General features: G+C 62.4%; 16 protein-coding genes, 1 pseudogene and 1 riboswitch. Of the genes and pseudogenes, 11 read left to right on the top strand and 6 right to left on the bottom strand.

All coding sequences use genetic code 11. The features are described 5' to 3' along the window. Window positions 1-448: 448 nt before the first annotated feature. The 5 genes and pseudogenes from ACVWZ4_RS19110 to ACVWZ4_RS19090 all read left to right on the top strand — a co-directional run bounded on the left by ACVWZ4_RS19110 (window position 449) and on the right by ACVWZ4_RS19090 (window position 3,104). Window positions 449-715, top strand: a complete 267-nt coding sequence (locus tag ACVWZ4_RS19110) for a DUF2934 domain-containing protein (protein WP_456740939.1) — start codon at window positions 449-451, stop codon at window positions 713-715. A 205-nt stretch (window positions 716-920) separates the two neighbouring features. Next, entirely contained in the window at window positions 921-1,652 is a 732-nt protein-coding gene (locus ACVWZ4_RS19105; RefSeq protein ID WP_456699292.1) for a DUF3750 domain-containing protein, read from the top strand. 54 nt (window positions 1,653-1,706) lie between these two features. After that, a pseudogene (locus ACVWZ4_RS19100) lies at window positions 1,707-1,985 on the top strand (hypothetical protein); the annotation flags it as partial. Between the two features lie 2 nt (window positions 1,986-1,987). Further along, window positions 1,988-2,710 carry an SOS response-associated peptidase gene (locus ACVWZ4_RS19095; protein ID WP_456740938.1) on the top strand — a complete coding sequence of 241 codons (723 nt, stop codon included), beginning with the start codon at window positions 1,988-1,990 and terminating at the stop codon, window positions 2,708-2,710. Between the two features lie 124 nt (window positions 2,711-2,834). Continuing rightward, on the top strand, window positions 2,835-3,104 hold the full coding sequence (locus tag ACVWZ4_RS19090; protein ID WP_456740937.1) for a hypothetical protein: 270 nt from the start codon (window positions 2,835-2,837) through the stop codon (window positions 3,102-3,104). Between the two features lie 192 nt (window positions 3,105-3,296). Here ACVWZ4_RS19090 and uca read toward each other — a convergent pair whose 3' ends face one another. From uca to ACVWZ4_RS19060, 6 genes are read right to left on the bottom strand one after another with little or no spacing between them, the layout of a single operon-like run. After that, entirely contained in the window at window positions 3,297-6,839 is a 3,543-nt protein-coding gene (gene uca / locus ACVWZ4_RS19085) for an urea carboxylase (RefSeq protein WP_456740936.1), read from the bottom strand. Between the two features lie 3 nt (window positions 6,840-6,842). Then, the gene (locus ACVWZ4_RS19080; RefSeq protein ID WP_456699296.1) at window positions 6,843-7,478 is read right to left on the bottom strand and encodes an urea amidolyase associated protein UAAP2; all 636 of its coding nucleotides are present in this window, start codon (window positions 7,476-7,478) and stop codon (window positions 6,843-6,845) included. Further along, on the bottom strand, window positions 7,475-8,320 hold the full coding sequence (locus ACVWZ4_RS19075; protein ID WP_456736157.1) for an urea amidolyase associated protein UAAP1: 846 nt from the start codon (window positions 8,318-8,320) through the stop codon (window positions 7,475-7,477). Before ACVWZ4_RS19075 ends, ACVWZ4_RS19080 begins: the two co-directional genes overlap by 4 nt. Then, window positions 8,317-9,150: an ABC transporter ATP-binding protein gene (locus ACVWZ4_RS19070; RefSeq protein ID WP_456736158.1), complete on the bottom strand. Its 834-nt coding sequence runs from the start codon at window positions 9,148-9,150 to the stop codon at window positions 8,317-8,319. The genes ACVWZ4_RS19075 and ACVWZ4_RS19070 overlap by 4 nt, the downstream gene beginning before the upstream one ends. After that, entirely contained in the window at window positions 9,147-9,965 is an 819-nt protein-coding gene (locus ACVWZ4_RS19065; protein ID WP_456740935.1) for an ABC transporter permease, read from the bottom strand. Before ACVWZ4_RS19065 ends, ACVWZ4_RS19070 begins: the two co-directional genes overlap by 4 nt. Window positions 9,966-9,997: 32 nt before the next feature. Then, on the bottom strand, window positions 9,998-11,071 hold the full coding sequence (locus ACVWZ4_RS19060; RefSeq protein ID WP_456699300.1) for a putative urea ABC transporter substrate-binding protein: 1,074 nt from the start codon (window positions 11,069-11,071) through the stop codon (window positions 9,998-10,000). A gap of 78 nt (window positions 11,072-11,149) precedes the next feature. Then, a riboswitch (guanidine-I (ykkC/yxkD leader) is annotated at window positions 11,150-11,260 on the bottom strand. A 1,222-nt stretch (window positions 11,261-12,482) separates the two neighbouring features. Between ACVWZ4_RS19060 and ACVWZ4_RS19055 the strand changes: the two genes are divergently transcribed. The 6 genes from ACVWZ4_RS19055 (at window position 12,483) to ACVWZ4_RS19030 (ending at window position 24,217) form a co-directional block, all read left to right on the top strand. Then, window positions 12,483-16,640, top strand: coding sequence for an ATP-binding protein (locus tag ACVWZ4_RS19055; protein WP_456790305.1), 4,158 nt, complete (start codon window positions 12,483-12,485; stop codon window positions 16,638-16,640). 87 nt (window positions 16,641-16,727) lie between these two features. After that, a complete protein-coding gene (locus ACVWZ4_RS19050; protein WP_456740934.1) occupies window positions 16,728-17,738 on the top strand; it encodes a putative zinc-binding metallopeptidase in 1,011 nt (336 codons plus the stop codon). Between the two features lie 134 nt (window positions 17,739-17,872). Beyond that, complete coding sequence (locus ACVWZ4_RS19045; protein ID WP_456740933.1) at window positions 17,873-18,109, top strand: DUF2735 domain-containing protein; 237 nt, start codon at window positions 17,873-17,875, stop codon at window positions 18,107-18,109. A gap of 171 nt (window positions 18,110-18,280) precedes the next feature. After that, entirely contained in the window at window positions 18,281-18,877 is a 597-nt protein-coding gene (locus ACVWZ4_RS19040) for a biliverdin-producing heme oxygenase (RefSeq protein WP_456699302.1), read from the top strand. Beyond that, on the top strand, window positions 18,874-21,405 hold the full coding sequence (locus tag ACVWZ4_RS19035; RefSeq protein ID WP_456699303.1) for an HWE histidine kinase domain-containing protein: 2,532 nt from the start codon (window positions 18,874-18,876) through the stop codon (window positions 21,403-21,405). The genes ACVWZ4_RS19040 and ACVWZ4_RS19035 overlap by 4 nt, the downstream gene beginning before the upstream one ends. Before the next feature lie 244 nt (window positions 21,406-21,649). Continuing rightward, window positions 21,650-24,217: an ATP-binding protein gene (locus ACVWZ4_RS19030; RefSeq protein WP_456740931.1), complete on the top strand. Its 2,568-nt coding sequence runs from the start codon at window positions 21,650-21,652 to the stop codon at window positions 24,215-24,217. Window positions 24,218-24,567 lie beyond the last annotated feature (350 nt).

Raw genomic sequence — 24,567 nt, 5'->3', positions numbered from 1 at the left:
ATGGTGGTGCCGGCAGTTGCGCGATGCAACTGGCCAGCTTGAAAAGGCCCCGTCGCCAACGCGGGGCTTTTTCTTTGGAATCTTTCTGCGAACCACGCGCTCGGGAGCTGATCCTGCGGTGGCGTGACAGGCCAGAGAACCAATGAGGAAGGGTGTTTCGCGCGAGTGGCCTCTTGCGCGATCAGGAAGTCGGCCAGTTCAGCGAGGCAAAGCTCGCTACCGCGACAATCAAAAAAGCTCCGATCAGAACCAGAACGTAAGTACCCATACGCGAAAAACGATGTTGGCGTCGGAGTGTTCCGGCCGGCGGCGAGCACTCTCCTAGGCGGGTAAGCGTCCCTTATGTACAAAAGTGAACTCTAAGTGGGGCCTTTGTAGAAGTAAGCCTGCCGGCGAAACAATGGCGCGCCGGTTGAGTCGTCTCATCAAGGGAGGACGGAGCGGCTCAATGGACGAACGCGCGAAGCTGGCGCACCAGATCGAGTTAGCCACAAGGGCGGCCGACTACATTCGTGACGAGGGCACCGCCAGCCGCTTGAGACGGTTTGCCGACGAACTGAGGCAGAGGTTATTCCCGTCCGCACGGGATCGAGAGATCAAGATGCGAGCGCAGGAGCTCTGGGAGCACGCCGGCCGCCCTGTGGGGCGCGACCTGGACTTCTGGCTCCAGGCGGAGCGGGAAATCAAAGGGCGGTCCGACGAGGCATCCGCTTAGAGGACAATGCGCATGGTCGCCATCATCAAACCATAAGCGCGCGACGGATCCTTGTCTCTTGGTAGCCTTACTGGTGCTCTCTGGTTCGGCCATGCCGCCGAACGTCGTCGACCGCGCCCAAGCGTTGGACACCCTATGGCTACGGTGCCGGCCCGAACTATATATGAGTGTACGTCCCACGGCGCATTCCCCATTGAAGAAGCCCTTGCTGATCTTTCTATTCCTCGTCTTTGCGCCGATTGCAGCATCCGCGGCGCGCTATTTTTGGCTGGGCGACGGCCGGGGGAACTGGCAGACGGCCGACCGCTCGACCGCCGGGCTATTGCCTTCAGCGGCGGCGCGTCCCGAAGCGGTCATCCGGGTCTTCGCCGCACGGACTGTGCGCTGGCGCAGCATCTTCGCCGTCCACACCTGGATCGTTGTGAAGGAAAAGGACGCAACGTCCTACACCCGTTACGACTACACGGCATGGGGTGAGCCGATCCGAACCAACGGCTTTGCGCCAGATGGCCGATGGTTTGGCGCCGTGCCGGAAACGATCGTGGCTGTCGAAGGCGAGCGCGCGGAAGCGCTCATCCCAAAAATCCGCTACGTGATCGAAAACTACAAGTTCCGATCCTACGGCGATTACAGCGCTTGGCCAGGTCCCAACTCAAACACTTTCGTCCAGGCCGCTTTGGATTCGGTACCGGAGCTGCGGGCAGTCTTGCCGCCAACCGCGATCGGCAAGGACTTCCCTTATGATGGTCGTTGGATCGGGATCACGCCATCGGGAACCGGGATTTTCGCCACGCTCGCGGGTTACGTTGGTCTTACCATTGGCTGGGTCGAAGGGGTTGAACTGAACTTCTTCGGCGCCGTGCTCGGCCTCGATCTGCGGCGTCCGGCGCTCAAGCTGCCTGGCCTCGGTCGCTTCGGAGTTGCTGCGGGGCTCTGAGTCGGACCATCAACCTGGCTCACGCCGATCGACGTCGCGCTCCGGCCGCCGGTGAGCTGGAACGAGCGCATGTGGGCAAACGGCGAGCCGATCGATCCCTCGCCGAGCATCGACCAGGCGATCAACGGTGGCTACGCTTGGCTTGAGACCCAGTGCTCGCGCTGCAAGACCCGATGCGATGTGGAACTGGCTGGATTGCCGCACGCCTCCACCGCCTTTGTCCATGACCTGTCTGGAAGGCTCCGCTGCAACGAATGTGCTAAGGCGGGACGCCCTGCCGCGACGTTGCTACAACTCGCTCACCATCCTCGCCCTGCTTCTCGGAAGACGTGACGATGTGCAATCTCTACTCGATCACCACGAACCAAGCCGCCATCAGCGCACTGTTCCGCGTGGTCAACCGCTACGTCGGCAACCTCGCGCCGATGCCCGGCGTGTTTCCCGATTACATGGCGCCGATTGTACGGAACGGTGCCGACGGACGCGAACTCGCGCTCGCGCGCTGGGGCATGCCGTCTTCACAGCAAGCTCTCCTGCAGGCCACCAAGAAGCGGGCCGAGAAGCTGCAAGCCAAAGGCAAGACCGTCGATTTCAAGGAACTGCTCCGAATGGAGCCAGACGGCGGCACGACCAACATCCGCAACGTGAAGAGCAAGCACTGGACGCGATGGCTGGGCGTCGAGAACCGCTGCGTGGTGCCCTTCAACTCCTTCAGCGAGTTCAACAGGGCCGAGGGCGGGGACATCTGGTTTGCGCTCGACGAGAACCGCCCCCTCGCCTGCTTCGCGGGCATCTGGGCCAACTGGACGTCGGTCAGGAAGGTCAAGGACGGGGAGACCACCAACGACCTCTATGCATTCCTGACGGCGGAGGCGAATGCCGAAGTCTTCGCCATCCACCCCAAGGCGATGCCGGTGATACTGACCACGCCCGAAGAGGTCGAAATCTGGATGACGGCTCCTGCCGACGAAGCATTGAAGCTGCAACGGCCACTTCCGGACGGCACACTGCAGATCGTCGCGCGCGGCGTGAAGGAAGACGCGAAGCCGACGACTTAATCCACAGGGTGCCGCGGAACACGTGGACAAGCCTCAGCCCTGCCGTTTGTGAATCCCTGCCCCGTGCTAACCGCCCGGAACGAGCAGGAAGGCGGAAGGATTCGTCCGGTAGGAGACGCTCTCAATGCTGATGACCAGGAAACGAAGACCTGCAATCCGGACGCGGCGGGGTTGGGCCATCTCGGTGCTGCAGGACGCTGGTGCTATTCGCGAATGCGAGGAGCACGGCTGGATGCAGGACCGTGCCGACCCGCACGCGCGCGACCGTGCAATCGACATTGCGAGCCACAATCCTCCGGCGGGGCTCTCGCCCGACGATGCGGTGGCCGAAATCCGCGACGTGCTCGCTTCCATTGGCGATACCTGCCCAGAGTGTCGGTCCCTCGATTGGTGAAGGCCCCTTTCGTCGCAGCCGGTGACGCCGTAAGCAATCGGGAACATGGCTAACGTCCGACCACGGACCCCAACTAACCCAAGACATCGATACAGGAGGCGCGGTCTGCTCCCATCGCATGGGGGGCGAATCACAGGCGCGAACAGACCGTGGTGACCGAGGCCGCATCAATCGATGGGCGGCCTCGATGTCTTACGCCGGCCGGATCAACGCCACGACGTCGCCCGCGCGTAGCGTCTGGCCGGGCTTCACCGGCACCGACGCAATGCGGCCTGCCGCGGGCGAGAGCACCGAGATTTCCATTTTCATGGACTCGATGATCGCGATCACGTCGCCGGCCGCGACAGCGGCGCCCTCCTCAACCAGGACCTTCCAGATGTTGCCTGGCACTTCGGAGAACGCGCCGATCTGGCCATCGGGGATCCCCGCCGCGCCAGCGCTCAGATCGATCGACTCCAACGCTGTCTCGTCGAGCTTCATCTCGCGCCAGCGCTGACGCTCGGCGTCGAATGCGGCCTGCTGGGTTACCTTGAACGCGGCCATGGAGGGCTGCATCGCAGCCAACTGCGTCGCGTAGTCGGCGTAGGAGAACTCGCCCTGCTCGATCCTGATGTCGTATTGGCCGTGCGGGAACGCGGCACGGGCGTCCAGCAGCTCGTCTGCATCGACCGGGAAGAAACGGACCTTGTCGAAGAACCGCAGCAGCCAGGGATGGCCCGGCTCGAACACCCGCGTGGTGCGCCAGGTGTTCCAGACTTGGATGGTGCGGCCGAACAGCTGATAGCCACCGGGCCCTTCCATGCCGTAGATGCACATGTAGGCGCCGCCGATTCCGACCGCATTCTCCGGCGTCCAGGTCCGTGCCGGATTGTATTTCGTGGTCACGAGGCGATGCCGCGGATCGAGCGGGGTCGCCACCGGCGCGCCGAGATAGACGTCGCCAAGGCCGAGCACGAAGTAATCGGCATCGAACACGATGCGGCGAACGTCGTCCTCGCTGCGGAGCCCGTTGATGCGCCGGATGAACTCGACATTCGACGGGCACCACGGCGCATCCGCACGCACGAGCTCCTGATATTTGCGCATCGCAAGCTCGGCTTGCGGATCGCGCCAGGACAACGGCAGATGCACGGTGCGGCTCGGCACCCGCATAGCATCGACCCGCGGCAGTTCGCGCTCGATCTTCCGCAGCACGTCGAGCAGCTTGCCCCGCGACAGCGCAGTTCCGTCATAATGGATCTGGAGCGAGCGGATGCCGGGCGTCAGATCGATCAGGCCGCCGAGTTGGGCTTCCTCGAGCGCCTGCGCCAGCACATGCACACGCAGCCGCAGCGCGATGTCGAGCTCCATCGGACCGTATTCGACCAACAGATTGTCGTCGCCGGCGCGGCGGTAGACTACCGGGATCGGGCCGTCCTCGTTGCGGCCGATGATGGCCGAACCGAGCTCGGGCGCCTTCAGAACCGTCGGTCCTGCGATCGGATCGTCGCGCTTGACCGGCACGAAGCGGACGGTGTCGCCGGGCCGGAGCTGGCCGACCTTCCAGAGCTCATCGCGCGCGACGACCGCCGGACAGACGAAGCCGCCGAGGCTTGGTCCGTCCGGTCCGAGGATGATCGGCATGTCGCCGGTGAAGTCGATCGAGCCGACCGCGTAGGCGTTGTCGTGGATGTTCGACGGATGCAATCCAGCCTCGCCGCCGTCGTTCCGTGCCCACCGCGGCTTCGGCCCGATCAGCCGCACGCCGGTGCGGGCGCTGTTGAAATGCACCTCATAGCTCGACGCGAACAGCGTTGCGATGTCGTCGTCGAGGAAGAAATCCGGCGCGCCATGCGGGCCGTAGACCACGCCGATCTGCCACGCCGATGTCAGCTGCGGCCGTTCACTGTCCTGAGCTCGCCGCGGCGCTGCAAGGCCTGATGACTCGGCACCGATATGCAGCACATCCCCGGCCTTCAGCGAACCCGTCGCATGGCCGCCGAAGGCGCCGAGCGCAAACACGGCGCGCGAGCCGAGGATCTCGGGCACATCGATGCCACCACGCACCGAAAGATAGCTGCGCTGGCCCGGACCCTTGATGCCGCCGATCGCGAGCGTCTGCCCCGCGCGCACCGCAACCGGCTCGTCATAGGCCACTTCGGCGCCATCCAGCGATGCCTTCATCCGCGCGCCCGACAGCGCGACGATCGCATCGGTGTTGAAACGCAGGGTCGGCCCATTGACCGTCAGCTCCAGCGCTGTCGTCGTTTCCGGATTGCCGACCACGCGATTGGCGAGGCGGAACGACCGTTCGTCCATCGGGCCGCTCGGCGGCACGCCGACATGCCAGAGATGCAGGCGGCCCGGCAATTCCTGCACCCCGCTCTGCGCACCGGGTGCAACGACATCGATGGTGTGCGGCCGATATACGAAGGCGCCGAGCACGCTGGTCGCGACCTGCCCGCTGCGGAACACGTCGGACGCGGCGATCGCACGCAGATAATCGAGGTTGGTCTCGATGCCGGCGACGACCGTGTCATCGAGCGCGTGCGTCAGCTTGGCGATCGCGGCATCCCGCGTCTCCGCCGATACGATGATCTTGGCCAGCATCGGATCATAGAACGGCGACACCTCGGTGCCGGTCTCGATCCAGCCGTCGATCCGCGCATCGCCCGAGAAGGCGACCGTCGTCAAGCGGCCCGCGCTCGGGCGGAAGCCGGCGCCCGGATTCTCGGCGTAGAGCCGCACCTCGATTGCCGCGCCCTTCGGCGTGACCGCGCCGGCCTGGGCCAGTACGTCCTCGCCCGCGGCTTGGCGGATCATCCATTCGACCAGGTCGACGCCCGTGACCTGCTCGGTGACGGGATGCTCGACCTGAAGCCGGGTGTTGACCTCGAGAAAGTAGAAGTCTTCGCGCTCGACGTCGTAGATGAACTCGACCGTGCCGGCGGATTCGTAACTTACGGCCTTGCCGAGCGACACGGCCGCGGCATGCAGCCGACGCCTGATGTCGGCGGAAAGGCCCGGCGCGGGGGTCTCCTCGAAGACCTTCTGATTGCGCCGCTGCAGCGAGCAATCCCGCTCGCCGAGCGCGACCACATCGCCCTTGCCGTTGCCGAAGATCTGCACCTCGATATGGCGCGCCCGGGCCACGAAGCGTTCGAGATAGACCCGGGCGTCTCCGAAGCTCGCCCGGGCCGTGCGCTGCACGGATTCAAACCGCTCGCGCAGCGCCGCCATGTCGCGGCAGAGCTGCATGCCGATGCCGCCGCCACCCGCGGTGCTCTTCAGCATCACCGGAAAGCCGATACGCTCGGCCTCGCGCACCGCCTCATCGATGGACTCCAGCAGACCGGAGCCCGGCAACAGCGGCACGCCGCTGGTTTCGGCGATCTCGCGCGCCCTGTGCTTGAGACCGAAGGCATCAAGATGCTCGGGCCGAGGCCCGATGAAGGTGATGCCGTGCTCGGACAGCCGCTCGGCAAAGCGGCGGTTCTCCGACAGGAAGCCGTAGCCGGGGTGAACCGCCTGCACGCCGGTGGCAAGGCACGCCGCCATGATCGCATCGACGTTGAGGTAGCTCTCGGCCGCCGGTGCCGGGCCGATCCGCACGGCCTCGTCGGCCTCGCGCACCGGCCGGGTGAAGCGGTCGGCATCGGAATAGACCGCGACCGAGCGGATGCCCATGTGACGCAATGTTCTGCCGATCCGCCCGGCAATCTCGCCGCGGTTGGCAATCAGGACCTTGCCGAACATGCCTCACGCCTCCGGCTCGAAGATCGTGACCTGCACCGGCGTCGGGAAGAAACCGTTGCAGGGATTATTGATCTGCGGACAGTTCGAGATCAGGCACAGCACATCCATCTCGGCGACCAGCTCGACCGCGTCACCGGGCTTGGAGACGCCGTCGACGACGGTGAAATTGCCGGCGGCATCGATCGGTACGTTCATGAAGAAGTTCAAGTTCGGCACGATGTCGCGCTTCGACATGCCGTATTTCGCGGCTTCGATCACAAAGTTTTCGCGGCAGGCGTGCTGGTAGCGAGTCTGGTGCCCGAACCGCACCGTGTTGCTCTCGCAGGAACAGGCGCCCGCCGAGGTGTCGTGCAGGCCGCAACTGTCGGCCGTGACGCGCAGCATCACGCGGCCTTCATTGGACATGATCCTGGTGCCGAGCCCGACGTAGGCCGAGCCCTGCGCGCGGAGCGTATCCTGACCGCTGTAGCGCTCACCGAAGTCATCGGCGCGATAGAACAGCGTATCCACCGCCTGCTGGCCATGGCTATCGGTGATGCGCAGGGTTTGGCCTTTGCGGATGATCGCCGACCATGGCTTGCGCGCGGGAATTTCGACATCGAGAATGATGCGGCCGGTCGGAACCGATTGCGTGGTCATCGCACGTCTCCTCCGGTGGTCTCGCCGAAATACATCGCATTGTTCTCGTAGGCGCGGATCGCCTCGGCCGTCGCGGTGCGGCACAGATCGTCGGCAGCCGGCGCACGGGTGCGATAGCGCACGATCTCCACACTCGCCTGCGGAAGGGTCGTGGCCGGATCGAGCGGATGCGGGCAATTCGACAGCGCGATCAGCAGATCCATTTCCGCGCGCAGCTCGACGAAGTCGCCCCTCTCGCGCCGCGCCTCGCACCAGACGAACTTGCCACCGGCGTCGATCGCGACCGGCGCAAAGAAGCTGACGCAAGGATGCACGTCACGACGATCGAGCCCGAGTTTCATCGCTGCCAGGATGAAGTTGTCGCGCGTGTTGCGGAAATTCCCGTCGCCGTATTTCGCCTGGTTGGTCGCGGCAGTCGAACCGCCGACCACCGCATCATGCGCTGCACTAGTGTCCTCCGTGATGGCGAGCAGCGCCCGCCCCATGTCCGACAGCAGAACCCGTCCCTTCTGCAGGCGAGCCGCCCACTGCACCTTGATCGTATCGGCGTGATTCAGCCGCTCGGTGGTGTCGGCAGCATTCCAGGCGAGCAGGCTGACGGTCGATGTCCCCTGTGTGTTGACGATGCGCAGCGTATCGCCGCGGTTCAACCGCGCGGTCCAGTACCAGCCGGCCGGAATCACCTCGCGGTGGATGATGGCGTCGGCCGCGATCGGCCCGGCATCGCGCGCGGTCGACGCCGGCAGGGCCCGCGGCGCGTGATCCTGCCCGGCCGATTTCAGCTCGTTGTAGCGTCGGGTATGCGCTTCGATCTCGGCCTTCTGTTCCGCTGTGAGGATCATGGTTGCTCCTTCAAGACGAGAGCGCCGGGCCGTCCCGGCTGATGCTCCTTGTCTGACCGGGTCGTCCCGGCCGGAGCTGGTTGAACCGACGACCGCAGCTCGGCGCTGCGGCGCGGGAAGATCTCCAGGTCGCGCGACACCGTGGCGCCGTAGCGCTCTCGCTCCTCGGGACGGTTGCGCGACCGCTCCAGCGCGATCACGCGCGTCGCGAGCCCGAAGGCCTCACTGAGATCATGCGTCACCATCACGATGGTCAGATGGCTCTCGTTCCACAGCCGCTTCATCAACAGATGGATGTCGGCGCGGATGCCCGGGTCGAGCGCGCCGAACGGCTCGTCGAGTAGCAGGATCTTTGGCTCGCCCATGATCGCCTGCGCCAGTGCGAGGCGCTGCTGCATGCCGCCGGACAACGAAGACGGATACCTGGTTTCCTGGCCGGCGAGCCCGACTTCGGCCAAAAGCTTCATCGCGTCGTCCATGGCGGCGCGCCGCGCGCCGCCGAACAGCCGGGCCGTGAACTTGGCATCGCGCATCTCGCGTCCGAGCATGACGTTCTGCAGCACCGTCAAATGCGGAAACACGGAGTAGCGCTGGAACACCACGCCGCGGTCGGCGTCCGGTTCGGCAGGCAACAGCTTGCCGTCGACCAGGATCCGACCGCGGCTCGGCTGCTCCTCGCCGAGCAGCATGCGGAGCAGCGTGGTCTTGCCGCAACCGGACGGTCCGACCAGCGCGAGGAACGCGCGCGGCTCGACCTCCATCGTGATGCGCTCCAGCACGATGTGATCGCCATATTCCTTCCAGACGTCGTCGAACCGGATCGCGCTCATTCCGCCCTCACCGAGGCAAACCAGGGAAACGCCTTGCGTTGCAGGATACGCAGGCCGACATCGATCAGGAACGCCAGCAGCGTGATCCAGACGACGTAGGGGATGATCACATCCATCGCGAGATAGCGGCGCACCAGGAAAATCCGGTAGCCGAGCCCGGAATCGGAGGCGATCGCCTCGGCCGCGATCAGGAATAGCCAGGCCGGGCCGAGTTGCAGGCGCAGCACGTCGATCAGCCGCGGCAGGGTCTGCGGCATCGCGACGCGCAGCGCGATCTGCCACGTCGAGGCGCCGAGCGTCTGTGCCTTGACTATCTGCTCGCGCGGCAACTCCTGCACCTTCATGGCGAGATCGCGGATCATACAGGGCAATGTACCGATCACGATCAGCGCAATCTTGGAGTTCTCGCCTAACCCCATCACGATGAACAGGATCGGCAACAGCGCCAGCGGCGGCACCATCGATGTTACCGACACGAACGGCCCGAGCAACGCGTTGGCGCCCGGCAACAGCCCGATCAAGATGCCGAGCACCAGCGCCGCCACCGTCGAGATCGCCAGCGCCGAGCCCAGCCGCCCGAGGCTGGCGACGGTGTCGGAGGCCATCAGATAGCTGCCGGTGCGCGGGTCGACCTCGAACGCCATCTGCTTGACCGCCTGAACCATGCTCGGCAGTGCCGGCAGCAGCTTGTCGTTCGGGTTTTGCGCGAGGCGCGCGCTGGAGCCGACGAAATAGGCGATTGCGACCAACAGGAACGGCAGCGCGAGCAGATAGAATCGCGTCTGCCGTCCCGGCCTTATGTTCACAAGTCGCATCGTCAGCTCCTGTTTGCGGTGGCACTACATGATCAGAGCTTGCCTTTGGCGGCTTCGTCCATGTAGGTCGGGTCGAAGCGCAGCTTGACGTTCGCCTTGTCGCCCAGCACCGACTTGTCGGCGAGCTCGATGCCGACGGCGTCAGCCGACTTCGCGCCTTTGCCGAGCAGGTCCTTCTCGAACAGGAACTTGCGGACACGATCCATCGTCACGCCGATGGTCTTGCTGCGCGTGAACGCTTCGGCATCGGTCGCCTTGTCGAACAGTTTGGTGGTCGAGAGCTGGCTGTCGAAGCCGGCGAGGTCGGTGCCAGAAGCCCTCGCCATTGCTTCCTTGGCGGCCTTGGCGGCGGGATCGTTCGCCGTCATCTTGGACAGCGTCTCGTACCAGATGCCGACCAGCGCCTTGGCGAAATCCGGATTGTCCTTGGCAACCGCGGTGTTCACCACCATCAGGTCCATGATCTCGCCGGGGATCTGCGAGGAATCGAACACCTTCTTCGCGTCGGGCGAGCCGAGGATCTCAGTCACGATGGGATTCCAGGTCACGACCGCATTGACGTCGGGCGTCTTGTATGCGGCTGCGATATCTGCATCCGAGGTGTTGACCACCTTGACGTCCTTCTCGCTCAGCTTGCTGCTCTCGAGCGCGCGCGCCAGCAGATAATGCGACACCGAGAATTCGACCAGGTTGACGGTTTGGCCCTTGATCGCGGCGAGGTCGGAATTGTTCTTCAGGATCACGGCATCATTGCCGTTGGAGAAGTCGCCCATCACGACCGCGGTGGTGTCGACACCGCCGGCCGCCGGAATCGACAGCGCGTCCATGTTGGTGATGGTGACGGCGTCATAGCCGCCGGCGGTGTACTGGTTGATCGATTCGACGTAGTCGTTGAACTGCTTGACCTCGATCGTGATGCCGTATTTGTCAGCCCACTTCCTGACGATGCCGGTGTCGGCCGCATAGCCCCACGGCATCCAACCGACATAGATCGACCAAGCGACCTTGAAGCTTTTCTTCGGCGCGGCGTCGGCCGCAGGCACCGCCGCGAGCACGATCGCGCAGCCGGCGACAACAGAGCGAAGGAAGAAAGAGAACTTGTTCATTGCCGATCCCTTTTGCGAAATTTCACAAAAAGGGACTGGCGAAAAGACCATCGCTCCGCCAATCCCTTGGCTAACGAGGTCTCCCGGGCTTTTATCCCGCCGTGCACCTGCGGGGATGTCTCCCCCGCAAGCGGCTGCTCTCGGACCAGCATCTTGCCTGGCAAGATCGGAACCCTAGCGGCCAACTCGGCGGCGTCAATGCACGAGCCGTGCCACGACACCAGCGTTTGAATCTCATGAGATTTTTCGACCCGCGCGGCCCGGCGGCGAGGCCGGTCTGCTTAAAAACTGCGCAAGCCTGCTCAGAATTGGCTCTGTCCTTTTGCCATCGACGCAAACAGGATCGCGTCATGGCTCACGCGGAGGGGTAAGTTCGATGCGCAAGCTACTGAGCGTTTTGTTCGCGGGCCTCTGGCGCGGACTGCACGGCCGGTTTGGTCTGGTTCCAACGCCGGACGTGAAGGACCCGAGCCCCTAGTGCGAGATCGTGCCGGCTCCGCGCTTGCCGGTCAGCCGACAGTCCCGAGCCTCCGCAAGATGAAGCGTTCCGGGACCCCGACAAGGCCGCCCGAGCGGTGAAGGAGGGCTTTGCTCTCATCCGCAAACCGTATGCGCCGGAAACGCTGGTCCAGGCGATGAATGAGGTTGTGGGAGCGGCTCGGCTTGACAGGAAAGCGGGCTGTGACCCAGCGAGGTACATATTTGCTCCATCATCGGCCCAGACGTTGTCCGTAGACGTCGGTAGCTAAGAGACCGAATGCGCTCCCGCCTGCGCAAGGTGGGGCACAATGGCGCGGCATCCCCGCCGCCACTTCTTCACTGACATCGGCCGCCTTCTTGCACGCGATTGCGGAACCGATCTCGACGTGTCGGGTTTCCTCCTGGCTTGTTTGTAGGGAGAATTTGTCTTCGTCAGTTCGGCCATCCAATCATCAAAAACAGGCGACCCAGCGCCCTCGTCGCGTCCGCCGCTGTTTACGATGGTCCACCGGGATTGGTTCTCCCAGTCACATCTGAGGCTGCCGACAGCCGGTCGACTTTCAGTCTCCTTGGGGGTCTATGTCCGAAATCGATTCCGCTGAGAGCTCTCATAGAGTGCGCGATCTCGAACTCTCATTTCTGGCTGGGGGTGGCGAAATGGGGACGCTCATCCGCGCCCACGACTGGAAGTCCACTCCGCTTGGTCCGCCGGAGCACTGGCCGCAGAGCCTGAAGACTGCTGTCCGCATCATGCTGACGTCACGACAACCGATCTGGATCGGTTGGGGACCTGATCTGATCTATCTTTATAACGATCCGTACCAATCGATAATCGGCGGCAAGCACCCCTGGGCGCTCGGACGGCCGACCGCGCAGGTGTGGAGTGAAATCTGGTCCGACATCGGCCCGATGCTGGCGACAGCGATGGGTGGTGTCGAAGGGACTTACGTCGAAGAGCAACTCCCTCATCATGGAGCGCAACGGCTACCGCGAAGAGACGTACTACACATTCTCGTACAGTCCCATTCCGGACGATCAAGGCGCGCCCGGCGGGATCATCTGCGCCAACACGGATGACACCAATAGGGTGATCGGCGAACGCCAGCTTGCACTACTGCGCGAACTCGCTGCCAAAACGTTGCACGCCCGCTCATGGCAACAGGCCTGCCAACGCAGCATCGGAGCGCTGGCGACCAATTCCCGCGATCTCACCTTTGCCGTCATCTACATGGCCGATCCGGAGACCGGAAATCTAAAGCTGTGCGCATCGACGTTCGAAAACTCGGTGGGCAAGGCACCTGAGGCACTTCGATTGAGCGTCCAGCTGATTTGGCCGCTCGTCGGCTCCGAGCCGTTGCTGATCGACCTGGAAGGGGTGACGAGCGAGGCGCCCGGCGGAGCTTGGGATCAGCCGAGTGCAAAAGCCGCAGTCCTTGCTATCCCGCCATCGGGGGAAACGGGGCGTTCGGGTGTACTCTTGGTTGGGCTAAACCCTTTTCGTCTCTTTGATGCGGAATATAGCGGTTTCCTCGGCCTTGTGGCGGGGCAGGTCGCGGCAGCGGTCGCGAACGCAGACGCCTACGAGGAGGAGCGTCGCCGCGCCGAGGCCCTCGCGGAACTGGACCGCGCCAAGACCGCCTTCTTCTCTAACGTCAGTCACGAGTTTCGCACGCCGTTGACGCTGATGCTGGGGCCGCTCGAGGAGATCCTCGGCAGCCGTCGCGGCGGTCCCGAGCTTCTGGAGCAGGTCGAACTTGCCCATCGCAACGGTGTGCGCCTGCTGCGCCTCGTCAACAGTCTGCTCGACTTTTCACGCATCGAAGCCGGACGCGTGCAAGCGGTTTTCGAGCCCACGGATTTGGCCGCAGCGTCAGCCGAAATTGCCTCCAGCTTCCGATCGGCGATCGAGCGAGCCGGGCTCAAACTTCGGATCGAATGTGCGCCACTTGCCCGACCGGTCTACGTGGATCGGGAAATGTGGGAGAAGGTGCTGCTGAACCTCCTCTCCAACGCCTTCAAGTTTACGCTTGAAGGTCAGATCACCGTGTCCGTGGCGCCTTCCGAGGACGAGAGGACTGCACGGATTTCTGTAGCCGACACCGGGATCGGGATCCCGGCTGCGGAAGTCCCACGCCTGTTCGAACGCTTTCATAGAGTTGCGGGCGCACGTGGCCGCAGCTTCGAGGGAAGCGGCATTGGCTTGGCCCTGGTCAATGAGCTGATCAGCTTACACGGCGGGCGCATCGCGGTGGAAAGCGCTCCGGAAAAGGGCACGACCTTCACGATCGATCTCCCGTTCGGCCGTCGTCACCTGCCGGCCGACCAGGTAAGGGAGACAGGCCAGCCTATCACCTCCACGCCGGGAGGCCGCGCCCAGGAGTACGTCGAGGAAGCCCTCAGGTGGCTGCCCGATGTGAGCCCTCAACTTGAAGCGGTTGGCGAACTCAGTACGCCGGGCCTCGGGGCGCTCGCCCCCAGAGACCCTGTGCGGGCCGGCGCCGGAAAGCGCGTGCTGTTGGTGGACGACAATGCCGACATGCGCGCGTACGTGCTTCGGCTGCTCGAGGCCCAAGGGTACGCGGTAGATCAGGCCGGGGATGGTGAAATGGCACTCTCCCTCGCGCGCAAGCTACGGCCCGACCTCATCCTGTCGGACGTCATGATGCCCAAGCTCGATGGTTTCGGCCTGCTCCGTGCCATCCGAGCAGAACCGGCTCTGGAGGACGTGCCGGTCATCATGCTTTCCGCGCGCGCCGGCGAAGAGGCCAAGGTGGAAGGCCTGGAGTCGGGCGCCGACGATTACCTCATCAAACCCTTCGCAGCGCGCGAGCTTTTAGCCCGGGTCAACGCCAACATCCAGTTGGCTGACGTCCGACGGGAGGCAAACCGGAGGGTTTTCCTTTCCGAGCAGAAGTTTCACATCTCGGAGGACCGTCTCTCGCTTGCCTTATCCACCGGGCGAGTTGCGGTGTTCGAGTGGGACCTGGCGCGTGAACGCGTGACCATGATTGGACCTTTGGCCGAAGCATACGGCGTGCCGGCCGAAATCGCCGCGCGAGGCGTGCCGCGAGATTCTCTCCGCCAGGCCGTCGATCCCGCGGATCTTGCCCAGATCGACAGCGCCCTTCAGCGGGCTATCGAGCACGATGAAGCCTACGAGGTCGAATTCCGGCTTCTATCCGATGGCGAGCCACGCAATCTCGTCGCGCGTGGCAGTCCCCGCACCGCTCCCAATGGTGATCGCAGTGTTGCCGGCGTGCTGATCGACATCACGGAGGAGCGCCGGGCCCGAAACTCGGCGGAGGAGCAGACCCGCGCGCTGCAGATCCTCAACCGCGCGGCGGATGCCATATCAGGCAATCTCGATTTGGAGCGGCTGGTCCAGGTCGTCGTCGACGCCTGCGTCGAGGTCACTGGCGCTCAGTTCGGAGCGTTCTTCTACAACGTCGTGAATGAGGCGGGCGAGAGTTACACGCTCTACACCCTTTCGGGGGCACCGCGCGAGGCGTTCGAGAAATTTCCTATGCCGCGAAACACGCCGGTGTTCGCGCCTACCTTCGAGGGGACGGGCGTCGTTCGGTCCGACAATATTCGCAAGGATGCCCGCTACGGCACGATGGAGCCACACCGTGGCCAACCAAAGGGACACTTACCGGTGGTCAGCTACCTGGCTGTTCCCGTCAAATCTCGATCCGGCAAGGTGCTCGGCGGTCTCTTCTTTGGCCACGAGCAGGAAGGTGTGTTCGACGCGATCTCAGAACAGAGGGTTGTCGCACTTGCAGCGCAAGCCGCGGTCGCGATGGACAATGCCAGTCTCTTCCAGGCTTTGGAAACGGAACTCGCCCAGCGACGAACGGCCGAAGCGGAACTACAGATCCTGAACACCAACCTGGAGCAACGAGTTGCCCAAGAGGTAAACCAAAGGATTCGAGCCGAAGAGGCTCTGCGCCAGGCCCAGAAGATGGAGGCCGTCGGTCAGCTAACGGGCGGCGTCGCTCATGACTTCAACAATCTGTTGACCGTCATCATCGGCGGCCTCGACACTATCCGCCGGGCAAAGCCCGCGGACGAGGCGCGCATTCGCCGCGCCTTGGACATGGCGCAGCAGGGGGCGCAGCGCGCGGCCAGTCTGACCACTCGCCTGCTCGCGTTCTCGCGACGCCAGGCGCTGGAGCCAAAGCCTCTGGACCTCAACCATCTCGTCCGCGATATGACGAACCTTCTGCATCGGACACTGGGCGAACAGATCGAACTTGAGGGAGTGCTGGCGCCGCGACTTTGGACGATCGAAGCAGATCAGAACCAACTCGAAAGCGCGATCTTGAACCTGGCGGTGAATGCGCGGGACGCCATGCCAGACGGTGGCAAGCTGACGATAGAGACTGCTAATACCGCGCTCGACGAGAGCTACGTGGCTGTCGACGCGGAAGTGATACCCGGTCAGTACGTGATGGTCAGCGTGACGGATATGGGCACCGGCATGTCGAAGGAGACGCTGGGGCGTGCCTTCGAGCCCTTCTTCACCACCAAGGAAGTCGGGCGCGGGACCGGTCTGGGCCTATCGATGGTCTATGGCTTCGTGAAGCAATCTGGTGGCCACGTCACGATCTACAGCGAAGAAGGACATGGCACGACCGTGAAGCTGTATTTCCCTCGCGTGCGAGGTGACGCCCGGGCGGTCGAGGACACAGCAGAAAGTACCATACCGACCGCTACAGAGGGCGACGTCGTTTTGGTCGTGGAGGACAACATCGACGTCCGTGCCTATAGCACGATGGTGCTGAAAGAACTGGGTTACGAGGTCATCGAGGCTGCAGACGCCGACGCTGCACTTGTGATACTCCGCACCGGGCGGCGTATCGATCTGCTCTTCACAGATGTGGTCTTGCCGGGACCCAGTGGCAAGGTATTGGCCGAGGCCGCGGCGAAGCTTCGCCCAGGCCTCAGAATCCTTTTCACGACCGGCTATTCCCGCAATGCAATCGTTCACCACGGCCGCCTCGACGCCGGCGTTCAACTCATCTCGAAGCCATTCACCTTTGAGCAACTCGCTGTGAGGGTGCGAGACGTGCTTGACCAGCGCCGATGAGCACTGAGAGGACGATAGCTAGGCATTGACGTCCATGGAAACCCTTCCGGAGATTTCCGCGGTCGCCTCAATCGGAGCCCGAGCCTCATGAGGGATTTCGACTGCCCATACTGCCGAACGCAACTGGCCTTCGAGCAAATTGAATGCATCGAATGTCGGAAGCCAGCTGTCTTCGATCCGGACAAGATGGCGATGGTAAGATTAGAAGACACGGGATCATGCTCCAACCGGCAGATCATCGGGTGCAACTGGTGCACCGTTGGGGACGCAACCTACTGTGAGGCGTGCTCCCTAACTCACGTCATTCCTGACATCGGCGATTTGCGCAACGTGCGACTCTGGAGACGTGTCGAAGAAGCGAAACGACGTCTCCTCTATGACCTGCTGCGGCTCCGCCTTCCCCTTTCCTCGAGGCTAGGAATGCAAGTGGGTTTTGACATCTTATCTGACGAGCATGGCCCCGTGCTGACGGGACATCGAGCGGGCCTCATTACTCTCAACCTGGCAGAAGCCGATGACGTTGAGCGAGAGAGCCGACGTGTTTCCATGCGCGAATCCTACCGAACTTTGCTCGGTCATTTTCGACATGAGATCGGACACTTTTACTGGCACGTCCTTATCGATGAACCACGGCTTCACGCACCATTTCGATTGGTTTTCGGTGATGAAACACATGATTATAACGACGCATTAGCCGCTTATTATGCGCGGCAAGATCGCTCGCATGACCCGGCAAGTCACATTAGTCTTTATGCGACGTCGCACCCGTGGGAAGACTGGGCCGAAACCTTTGCTCACTTTCTGCACATTGTGGCGACACTCGACTCCCTGGCAGGGCTTCCGTTGTCTCTCGAGACGCGTGCACGGGAGACCTTGAGAGACCCGTACCTCGAAAGCGATTTCGACGCCTTGCTGGATCTCTGGAATCCGCTTGCGCGCTCGATCAACATTCTCAATCAGTCATTGGGTCTAGCAGAAGCATACCCGTTCAATATCTTTCCCGCCGTCAAGGGAAAGCTGCATTTGGTGCACATGGCACTCGTAGCCTTCAGGGGATCGGTCAAAGGGCCGGATTTGGTCCTTGGTCAAAATCATTAGAGCCTTTAGAGCAGCCACGAGGTGTCAAGAGGACGGCGGCTTTCCAGTAGTGCATTGGGCCCCTCGCCTTGTCAGGCACGAGATAACAAGAGATTGGCTCGAAAAAACAAGTTGGCTCATCGCGCGAGGCTTACATGCCGTTTGAACAACTTTTGCCGATCCACAGAATTGAGAGAAGTTGCATGAGCGCAAATGGCGATCAGGGATCTGCCAAGATCTATCAATTCCCCGCTGGCGGCCGCACGGCTCTCGGACGCTATCGGGTAGCCGAACCGGCGGTGGCCGCTCCAAGAACGAGAGAAGTTGTGGGCAGCAGCGGCTGGTACCACGAGGAAGCCATCCGCGCATCCCGGTCCAAGAGCGAGCCCTAAGCACTGATGAGAGGCCAGACCCAAACGGCTCGGCTCGGCCAAGAACTTGCCGAAGCGATTTTCTACGCGCCGCCACGGGTGATCGCATCTACAGGGGAACCTTTGGTTCTCTTGTACGTTTTCAGAGCCCGTGCCGCGCGTCTGCGGTCCAACGCTCACCTTAGGACTTCGATGCTGGCGGTCGCTCCACCGAACCACGCTGTTTGCGTGCAAGAGTTACCTGCGTCCGGCCTGCGGGAAAAGCTCAGGTTCGCCACCGCTGGCGCGCATCGCGACATCGATGCGCGCTTTGGCGCCTTTGATCTGACTAGTATCGACGGTTATCGCCGCTTCCTCGAAGCCAGCGCCGCGGCGTTGCTGCCGCTGGAGACCGCGCTGGAGCGGGCCGGTGTCGCGGACATCTTTCCGGATTGGCCACGGCGGTCGCGCGGGAGCGCCATCGCCGAGGATCTCGACCGCATTGGCGGTGAGGCGCATCCTTCGCCCCCGATCGCGCCTTTAGACCGCAACGGGGTGTTCGGCACCATGTATGTGCTCGAAGGCTCGCGGCTCGGTGCCAAATATCTGCTGCGCACCGTCGCCGATTGCGGCGAGCCGGTGGTCGCATCCGCGACGAATTACCTGAAGCACGGCAGCGGTCAGCCGTTATGGCGGACGTTCCTGGGTAAGCTCGAGAGCCAGATGGTCACACCTCAGGACGAGGCTGAAATCATATCGGGAGCGCGGCGAGCGTTCGCGGCTTTCGCAAGCGCGGCGGGGGGCGCATGAACGAGCAGGTCAATCTCACCAATTGCGATCGCGAACCGATCCACGTCCCCGGCAGCGTGCAACCGTTCGGATTCCTGCTGACACTGTCGTCGGATTTCACCATCTGCATGGCATCGGAGAACGCGGGCCATTTCCTCGGCACCGAGACATCCGCGCTGCTACAGCGTTCGATCAAAGACGTCTTCTCCGGAGCGGCGTTGGCGGCAATCCGCAGCCGCGTCGACTATCTGAGTGGACCGGACGCCGTCGAGCGCATCTTCAGTCTGCAGCTGCAGGCTGGAATGCCACTGTTCGACCTCGCGATCCATTTCTCAGGCGCTTACCTTATCGTCGAGGCCGAGCCGAGCGTGGTTGAGCCCGGCGCCAATTCCGCCGATCTCGTCCGCCTAATGCTCGGCAGACTGCGGAAGACCAGGGGCTTGACCGAACTCGCGCAGGAATCGGCGCGCCAGCTCAAGGTGCTCACCGGCTTCGACCGCGTTATGGTATATCGCTTTGCCGACGACGGCTCGGGCGAGGTGATCGCGGAGGCCGCAGCCTCCGGCCTCGAGCCGTTCCTCGGGCTTCATTATCCAGCTTCTGACATCCCGCGGCAGGCCCGAATCCTCTACACCCGCAACTGGCTCCGTATTATCGCGGACGTCGACGCCGGGCCCGCGACGATCCGGACGACCTCAACACACACCGCCGCGCTGCTCGATCTTTCGATGAGCGTGCTGCGGTCGGTGTCCCCAATCCACATCGAATATCTGCGCAATATGGGTGTCGCAGCGTCGATGTCCATCTCGATCCTGCGCGACGGCAAGCTGTGGGGCTTGTTCGCCTGCCATCATTATTCACCCCGCCACATATCCTTCGAGAAGCGCACTGCCTCCGAGTTGTTCGGCCAAATGTTTTCCTGGATATTGGAAGGGCGCGAGCGCGAAGACGACATGGCCTACGAAACTCACGCGCACCAGATCCAGGAGCGGCTAATGGAGGTTGCCGCTTCGCAGGCTCACTCCTCGCGTGCGATCATCGAATTCGTTTCCGAATATCGCAAGATGATTGCCTGCGATGGCATTGCGGTTTGGTCGGAGGGCCAGCTCACGCTGCAAGGTGATACGCCGAATGAAGCCGAGGTTAAGGACCTGATCGGCTTCATCAATCGCACCTCGCCGGGACGTATCACCGCCAGCGCTGAAATCGGCAAGGTCTATGCCGCGGGCCGATCATTCCGCGACCGGGCCGCCGGCTTTCTTGCTGTTCCGATCTCTCGGGCGCCGCGGGACTGCCTGATCTTCTTCCGGCGCGAGGTGCTGCGCTCGGTAAACTGGGCCGGCGATCCCCACAAATCGTATGCGCAGGGTCCGCTCGGTGATCGGCTGACCCCGCGCAAGAGCTTCGAGCTGTGGCAGGAGACGGTGGCAGGACAGTCCAGACCCTGGACCACGGCCGACCTCCGCATCGCCGAAAGCCTGCGCGTGACTCTGCTCGAAGTCATCCTTCAGCTCTCCGATCTCGCAGCGCGCGAGCGACGTAACGCGCAGGAGCGCCAGGAGCTTATGATTGCGGAGCTCAACCATCGCGTGCGCAACATCCTGAGTCTGGTGCGCAGCCTGGTAGCGCAGAGCAAGGACAACACGGCCTCCATCGAGGAATTCGCGACGGTGCTCGGAGGTCGTATCCAGGCTCTGGCGCGCGCCCACGACCAAATCACCAGCCTCAACTGGGCTCCGGTGGCGCTGAAGTCACTGGTGGAGTCCGAAGCCGGCGCTTATCTCGGCGCGCGGGCCGACCGCATCAAGCTTGACGGCCCCAACGTCGCGCTCGATCCGAAGGCGTTCGCCACACTGGCGCTGGTGGTGCACGAAATGATGACCAACTCGGCGAAATACGGCGCGCTGGCCGACTCGACCGGCCAGGTCGAGGTCGTCTGGACACTGGACCGCAGCTCCAGCCTGGTAATCGAATGGAAAGAGAGCGGCGGGCCGCCGGTGCAACCGCCATCGCGGCGCGGCTTCGGCACCACCATCATCGAGCGTTCCGTGCCATTCGACCTCAAGGGCGATGCCGAGATTCGTTTCGACCTACTTGGCGTGCAGGCACGCTTCGTCATTCCCGCCAACTACGTGCAGTTCATCCCGGCGCTCTCAGGCGCACCCTCGCGCCTGCAAGCGGAGGAAAAGGCCACGCCACGGATTTCTGAAACCGCGCTGGTCGTCGAGGACAATCTGATCATCGCGATGGCGGCCGAGGTGATCCTGCTCGATCTCGGCGCGCGTCACGTCGAGACGGCCGCTTCCGTGAATCAGGCGATGCAGGTGATCGGGCGGACGAGGCCAAGCTTCGCTCTGCTCGATATCAATCTCGGCGGCGAGAGCAGCATGCCGGTCGCCAGGAAGCTGAAAGAACTGCGAGTGCCTTTCGTCTTTGCCACCGGCTATGGCGAGCGCGCGCCAGTTCCGGAGGAGCTTGCGGATGCTCCGGTGATTCAGAAGCCGTACACGCGGGAGACCGTTGAGGCCTCACTCGCAAAGCTCCGGTGACCTGAAAGTCATCCGAGCGGCAAGAACGCGGCCGTGCTGAGCTGAGGATTTGCTCTATGAACCGAACTATCCTCTCTCTTTCCCTCTTCGGCAGGTTTTGGAGGGCCGCAACGAGAAATGGCGAATTTCGAGCAATTGTCGCGATGCTGCAGTCAAACAGGACTCGCCTCGGGGATGATTTGGATGCATTCTTCCCGTCACCATGTCCCGCGACGGTCATCTCTTTTCCGAGTGTTGAGGGCATATGGCTGACTGCATGTCCGGAAGAGCCGACTTAACCGGTCAATTCAACTTCCTGAACGGCGGTGGCACCGTGGGGGCGCTTATGCGCGCTCACGATTGGTCGAATTCACCACTGGGTCACCCCGGCGGCTGGCCGCAGTCCCTGCGGTCAGTAGTCGGTCTTTTGCTCAATTCCAAGTTTCCCATGTTCGTAGCTTGGGGCGCAGAGCTTGGTTTTCTCTATAATGATGCATATGCGGAAATACTTGGTGCTAAGCACCCGCGCGCACTTGGCGAACGCTTCTTCGACATCTGGTCGGAAATCTGGCCTGACATTTCGCCCCTAATCGACGCCGCCATGGCGGGTGAGGCGACATACCGCGAGAACCTGCCGCTGACAATGAACAGGAACGGTCACAACGAGGACACCTGGTTTACCTTTTCTTACTCGCCGGTCCGCGATGAGAGAGGTCACGTCGCGGGGATGTTCTGCGCCGTCGCCGAGACGACCGGCCAGGTCTTGGCAGCGCGTCGGCGGGATGCGCTTTTGCAACTCGATGAGCGTCTTCGCAACGTCGCGGACACCGCAGACATCTCGTTTACCGCGTCTGAACTGCTGGGCAAGGTCTTAGGGGCTTCGCGAGTGGGGTATGGTGCGATTGATCACGAGGCCGGAACTACTTTTGTTGAAAGGAATTGGTTCGCCCCTGGATACGATAATCTTGCCGGACTTCATCATTTTTCAGATTACGGGTCTTATATCGACGACCTACGGCAGGGCCGCGTGGTTACGAACGTTGATGTCGAGAAAGATCCGCGCACTGCCGTGAATGCCGGTGCATTTCGAGCGCTTGGAATTAGAGCACACCTGGATTTACCCATCACGGAGAATGAGCGAACCGTCGGCCAAATGTTTGTCCATTCGCCGGTACCGCGCGTTTGGAGCGTCGAGGAAGTTACTCTCGTTCGCGACTTTGCAGAGCGCACGCACGCCGCGATAGCCAGGCGCGCAGCAGAGCATGAGCTAAGACTGAGCGAGGGCCGCTTGCGGCAGTTGAACGAAACACTGGCAGCTCAGGTTGCGGCCCGTTCGGCAGAGCGCGACCGCCTCTGGAATCTCTGTCAGGACATGCTCGCGCGCGCCGACTACGCCGGCATGATGTCTGCGGTGAGCCCTGCTTGGACGCAAATACTGGGATGGAGCGAAGCGGAGCTCCTTGCACGTGGCTACTCGACTTTCATGCATCCAGATGACCGGCAATCTACGCTGGCCGCGATTGCTCGGATGGCTAAGACGCGTCAGCCGAGCCGGTTCGAAAATCGTATCGCAACCGTGCAAGGCGGCTGGAAGCATATTGAGTGGACTGTCGCGCCCGAGGCAGACGGTGAAAACTTCATCGCAGTTGGTCGCGATCTCAGCGTCACTAAATCCCGCGAAGCTGAACTCGAAGTTGCCCGAGAAGCATTACGTCAAAGCCAGAAGATGGAGGCGATGGGGCAGCTCACCGGAGGCGTTGCCCACGATTTTAATAATCTGCTTACGCCGATCGTCGGCGCGCTCGATATGCTGCAGCGCCGCGAGGTAGGTGGTGATCGTGAAAAGCGCCTGATCGCCGGGGCCGCGCAATCGGCGGAGCGAGCGAAGGTGCTTGTCCAGCGGCTGCTCGCCTTTGCTCGGCGTCAGCCGCTCCAACCGGTTGCGGTTGACGTCTCCAAGCTGGTTGAAAACATGGCTGAGCTCATGTCGAGCACGACGGGGCCACAGATCAAAGTCGTAGTCGACGTAAAAGATAACCTGCCGCCGGCCAAGGCGGACCAGAACCAGCTGGAAATGGCTCTTCTAAATCTGGCAGTGAATGCTCGCGACGCTATGCCGAATGGAGGCACGCTCCGGATAGCCGCGTCAGCAGATACTCAGTTGGAGGCAGACCGGAAGGTACCGCCCGGCGAATACGTTCGAATTTCCGTGGCTGACACTGGGGTCGGAATGGACGAGGCAACGCTCGCTCGAGCGGTCGAACCGTTCTTCTCTACCAAGGGCTTAGGGAAGGGCACTGGCTTGGGCCTCAGCATGGTCCACGGTCTAGCTTCCCAGCTCGGCGGTGCATTGATAGTCAACAGCAAGCTGGGTCTCGGTACCAACATCGAGCTTTGGCTGCCTCAAACCGAGGCTGTCCCGGACCTACCCAATATCTCACGCGATGCCCACTCGGTGCGAGGCCGCGGTACTGCGTTGTTGGTAGATGATGAGGAGTTCGTTCGCTTAAGCACGGCGGATATGCTAGTCGACCTCGGCTATCGCGTCATAGAGGTGACGTCAGCCGAACAGGCACTCGAAGTGGTGAGAGATAAAACTCCCATCGACTTGATCGTGACGGATCATCTCATGTCTGGCATGAGCGGCGCTGAGTTGGCGCGCACAATTCGCGCGATCTCTCCTGACATTCCGGTCTTGATTATTTCAGGTTATTCAGAGGTAGAAGGCATAGCCTCGGACCTGCCCAGGCTGACGAAGCCATTTCGAAAAGACGAACTGATGACCTGCCTTGCAGCTCTGGCACCAAGTGCGATCAACGGCGCCAGCGCATAACGCCCAAGACGCAAACACCTTTTCGAGAAGTATCTTTGCTGCTCGACTACGGCCTTGGCCTTAGCACGCGTTGGAACGGCTCACGCGACCGAATGAGCACACGTTTCGATATGCGAACGACTTGGATCCTGCCTGTCGTGGCCCCTTGTCGTAGGCCACGCCTGTTGCGCCAGGCAGCCACCTCCTCTTCCAGGCTCAAGGCCACAGAGGTCCCCTCGCCATCGTGGTCGGTCGCCGACTGCATCTCGTGTTTCTCCTTTTGATGCTGCGGACATAACCACGTGAGACGGTAGATGTTCCGCTTTGAGGAACAATGGGCGGGTGGCTGCAATTCTCCGTCGGAAGGAGCA

Source organism: Bradyrhizobium sp. USDA 4472, assembly GCF_054058595.1.
This window is presented reverse-complemented; position numbering and strand designations above follow the sequence as displayed.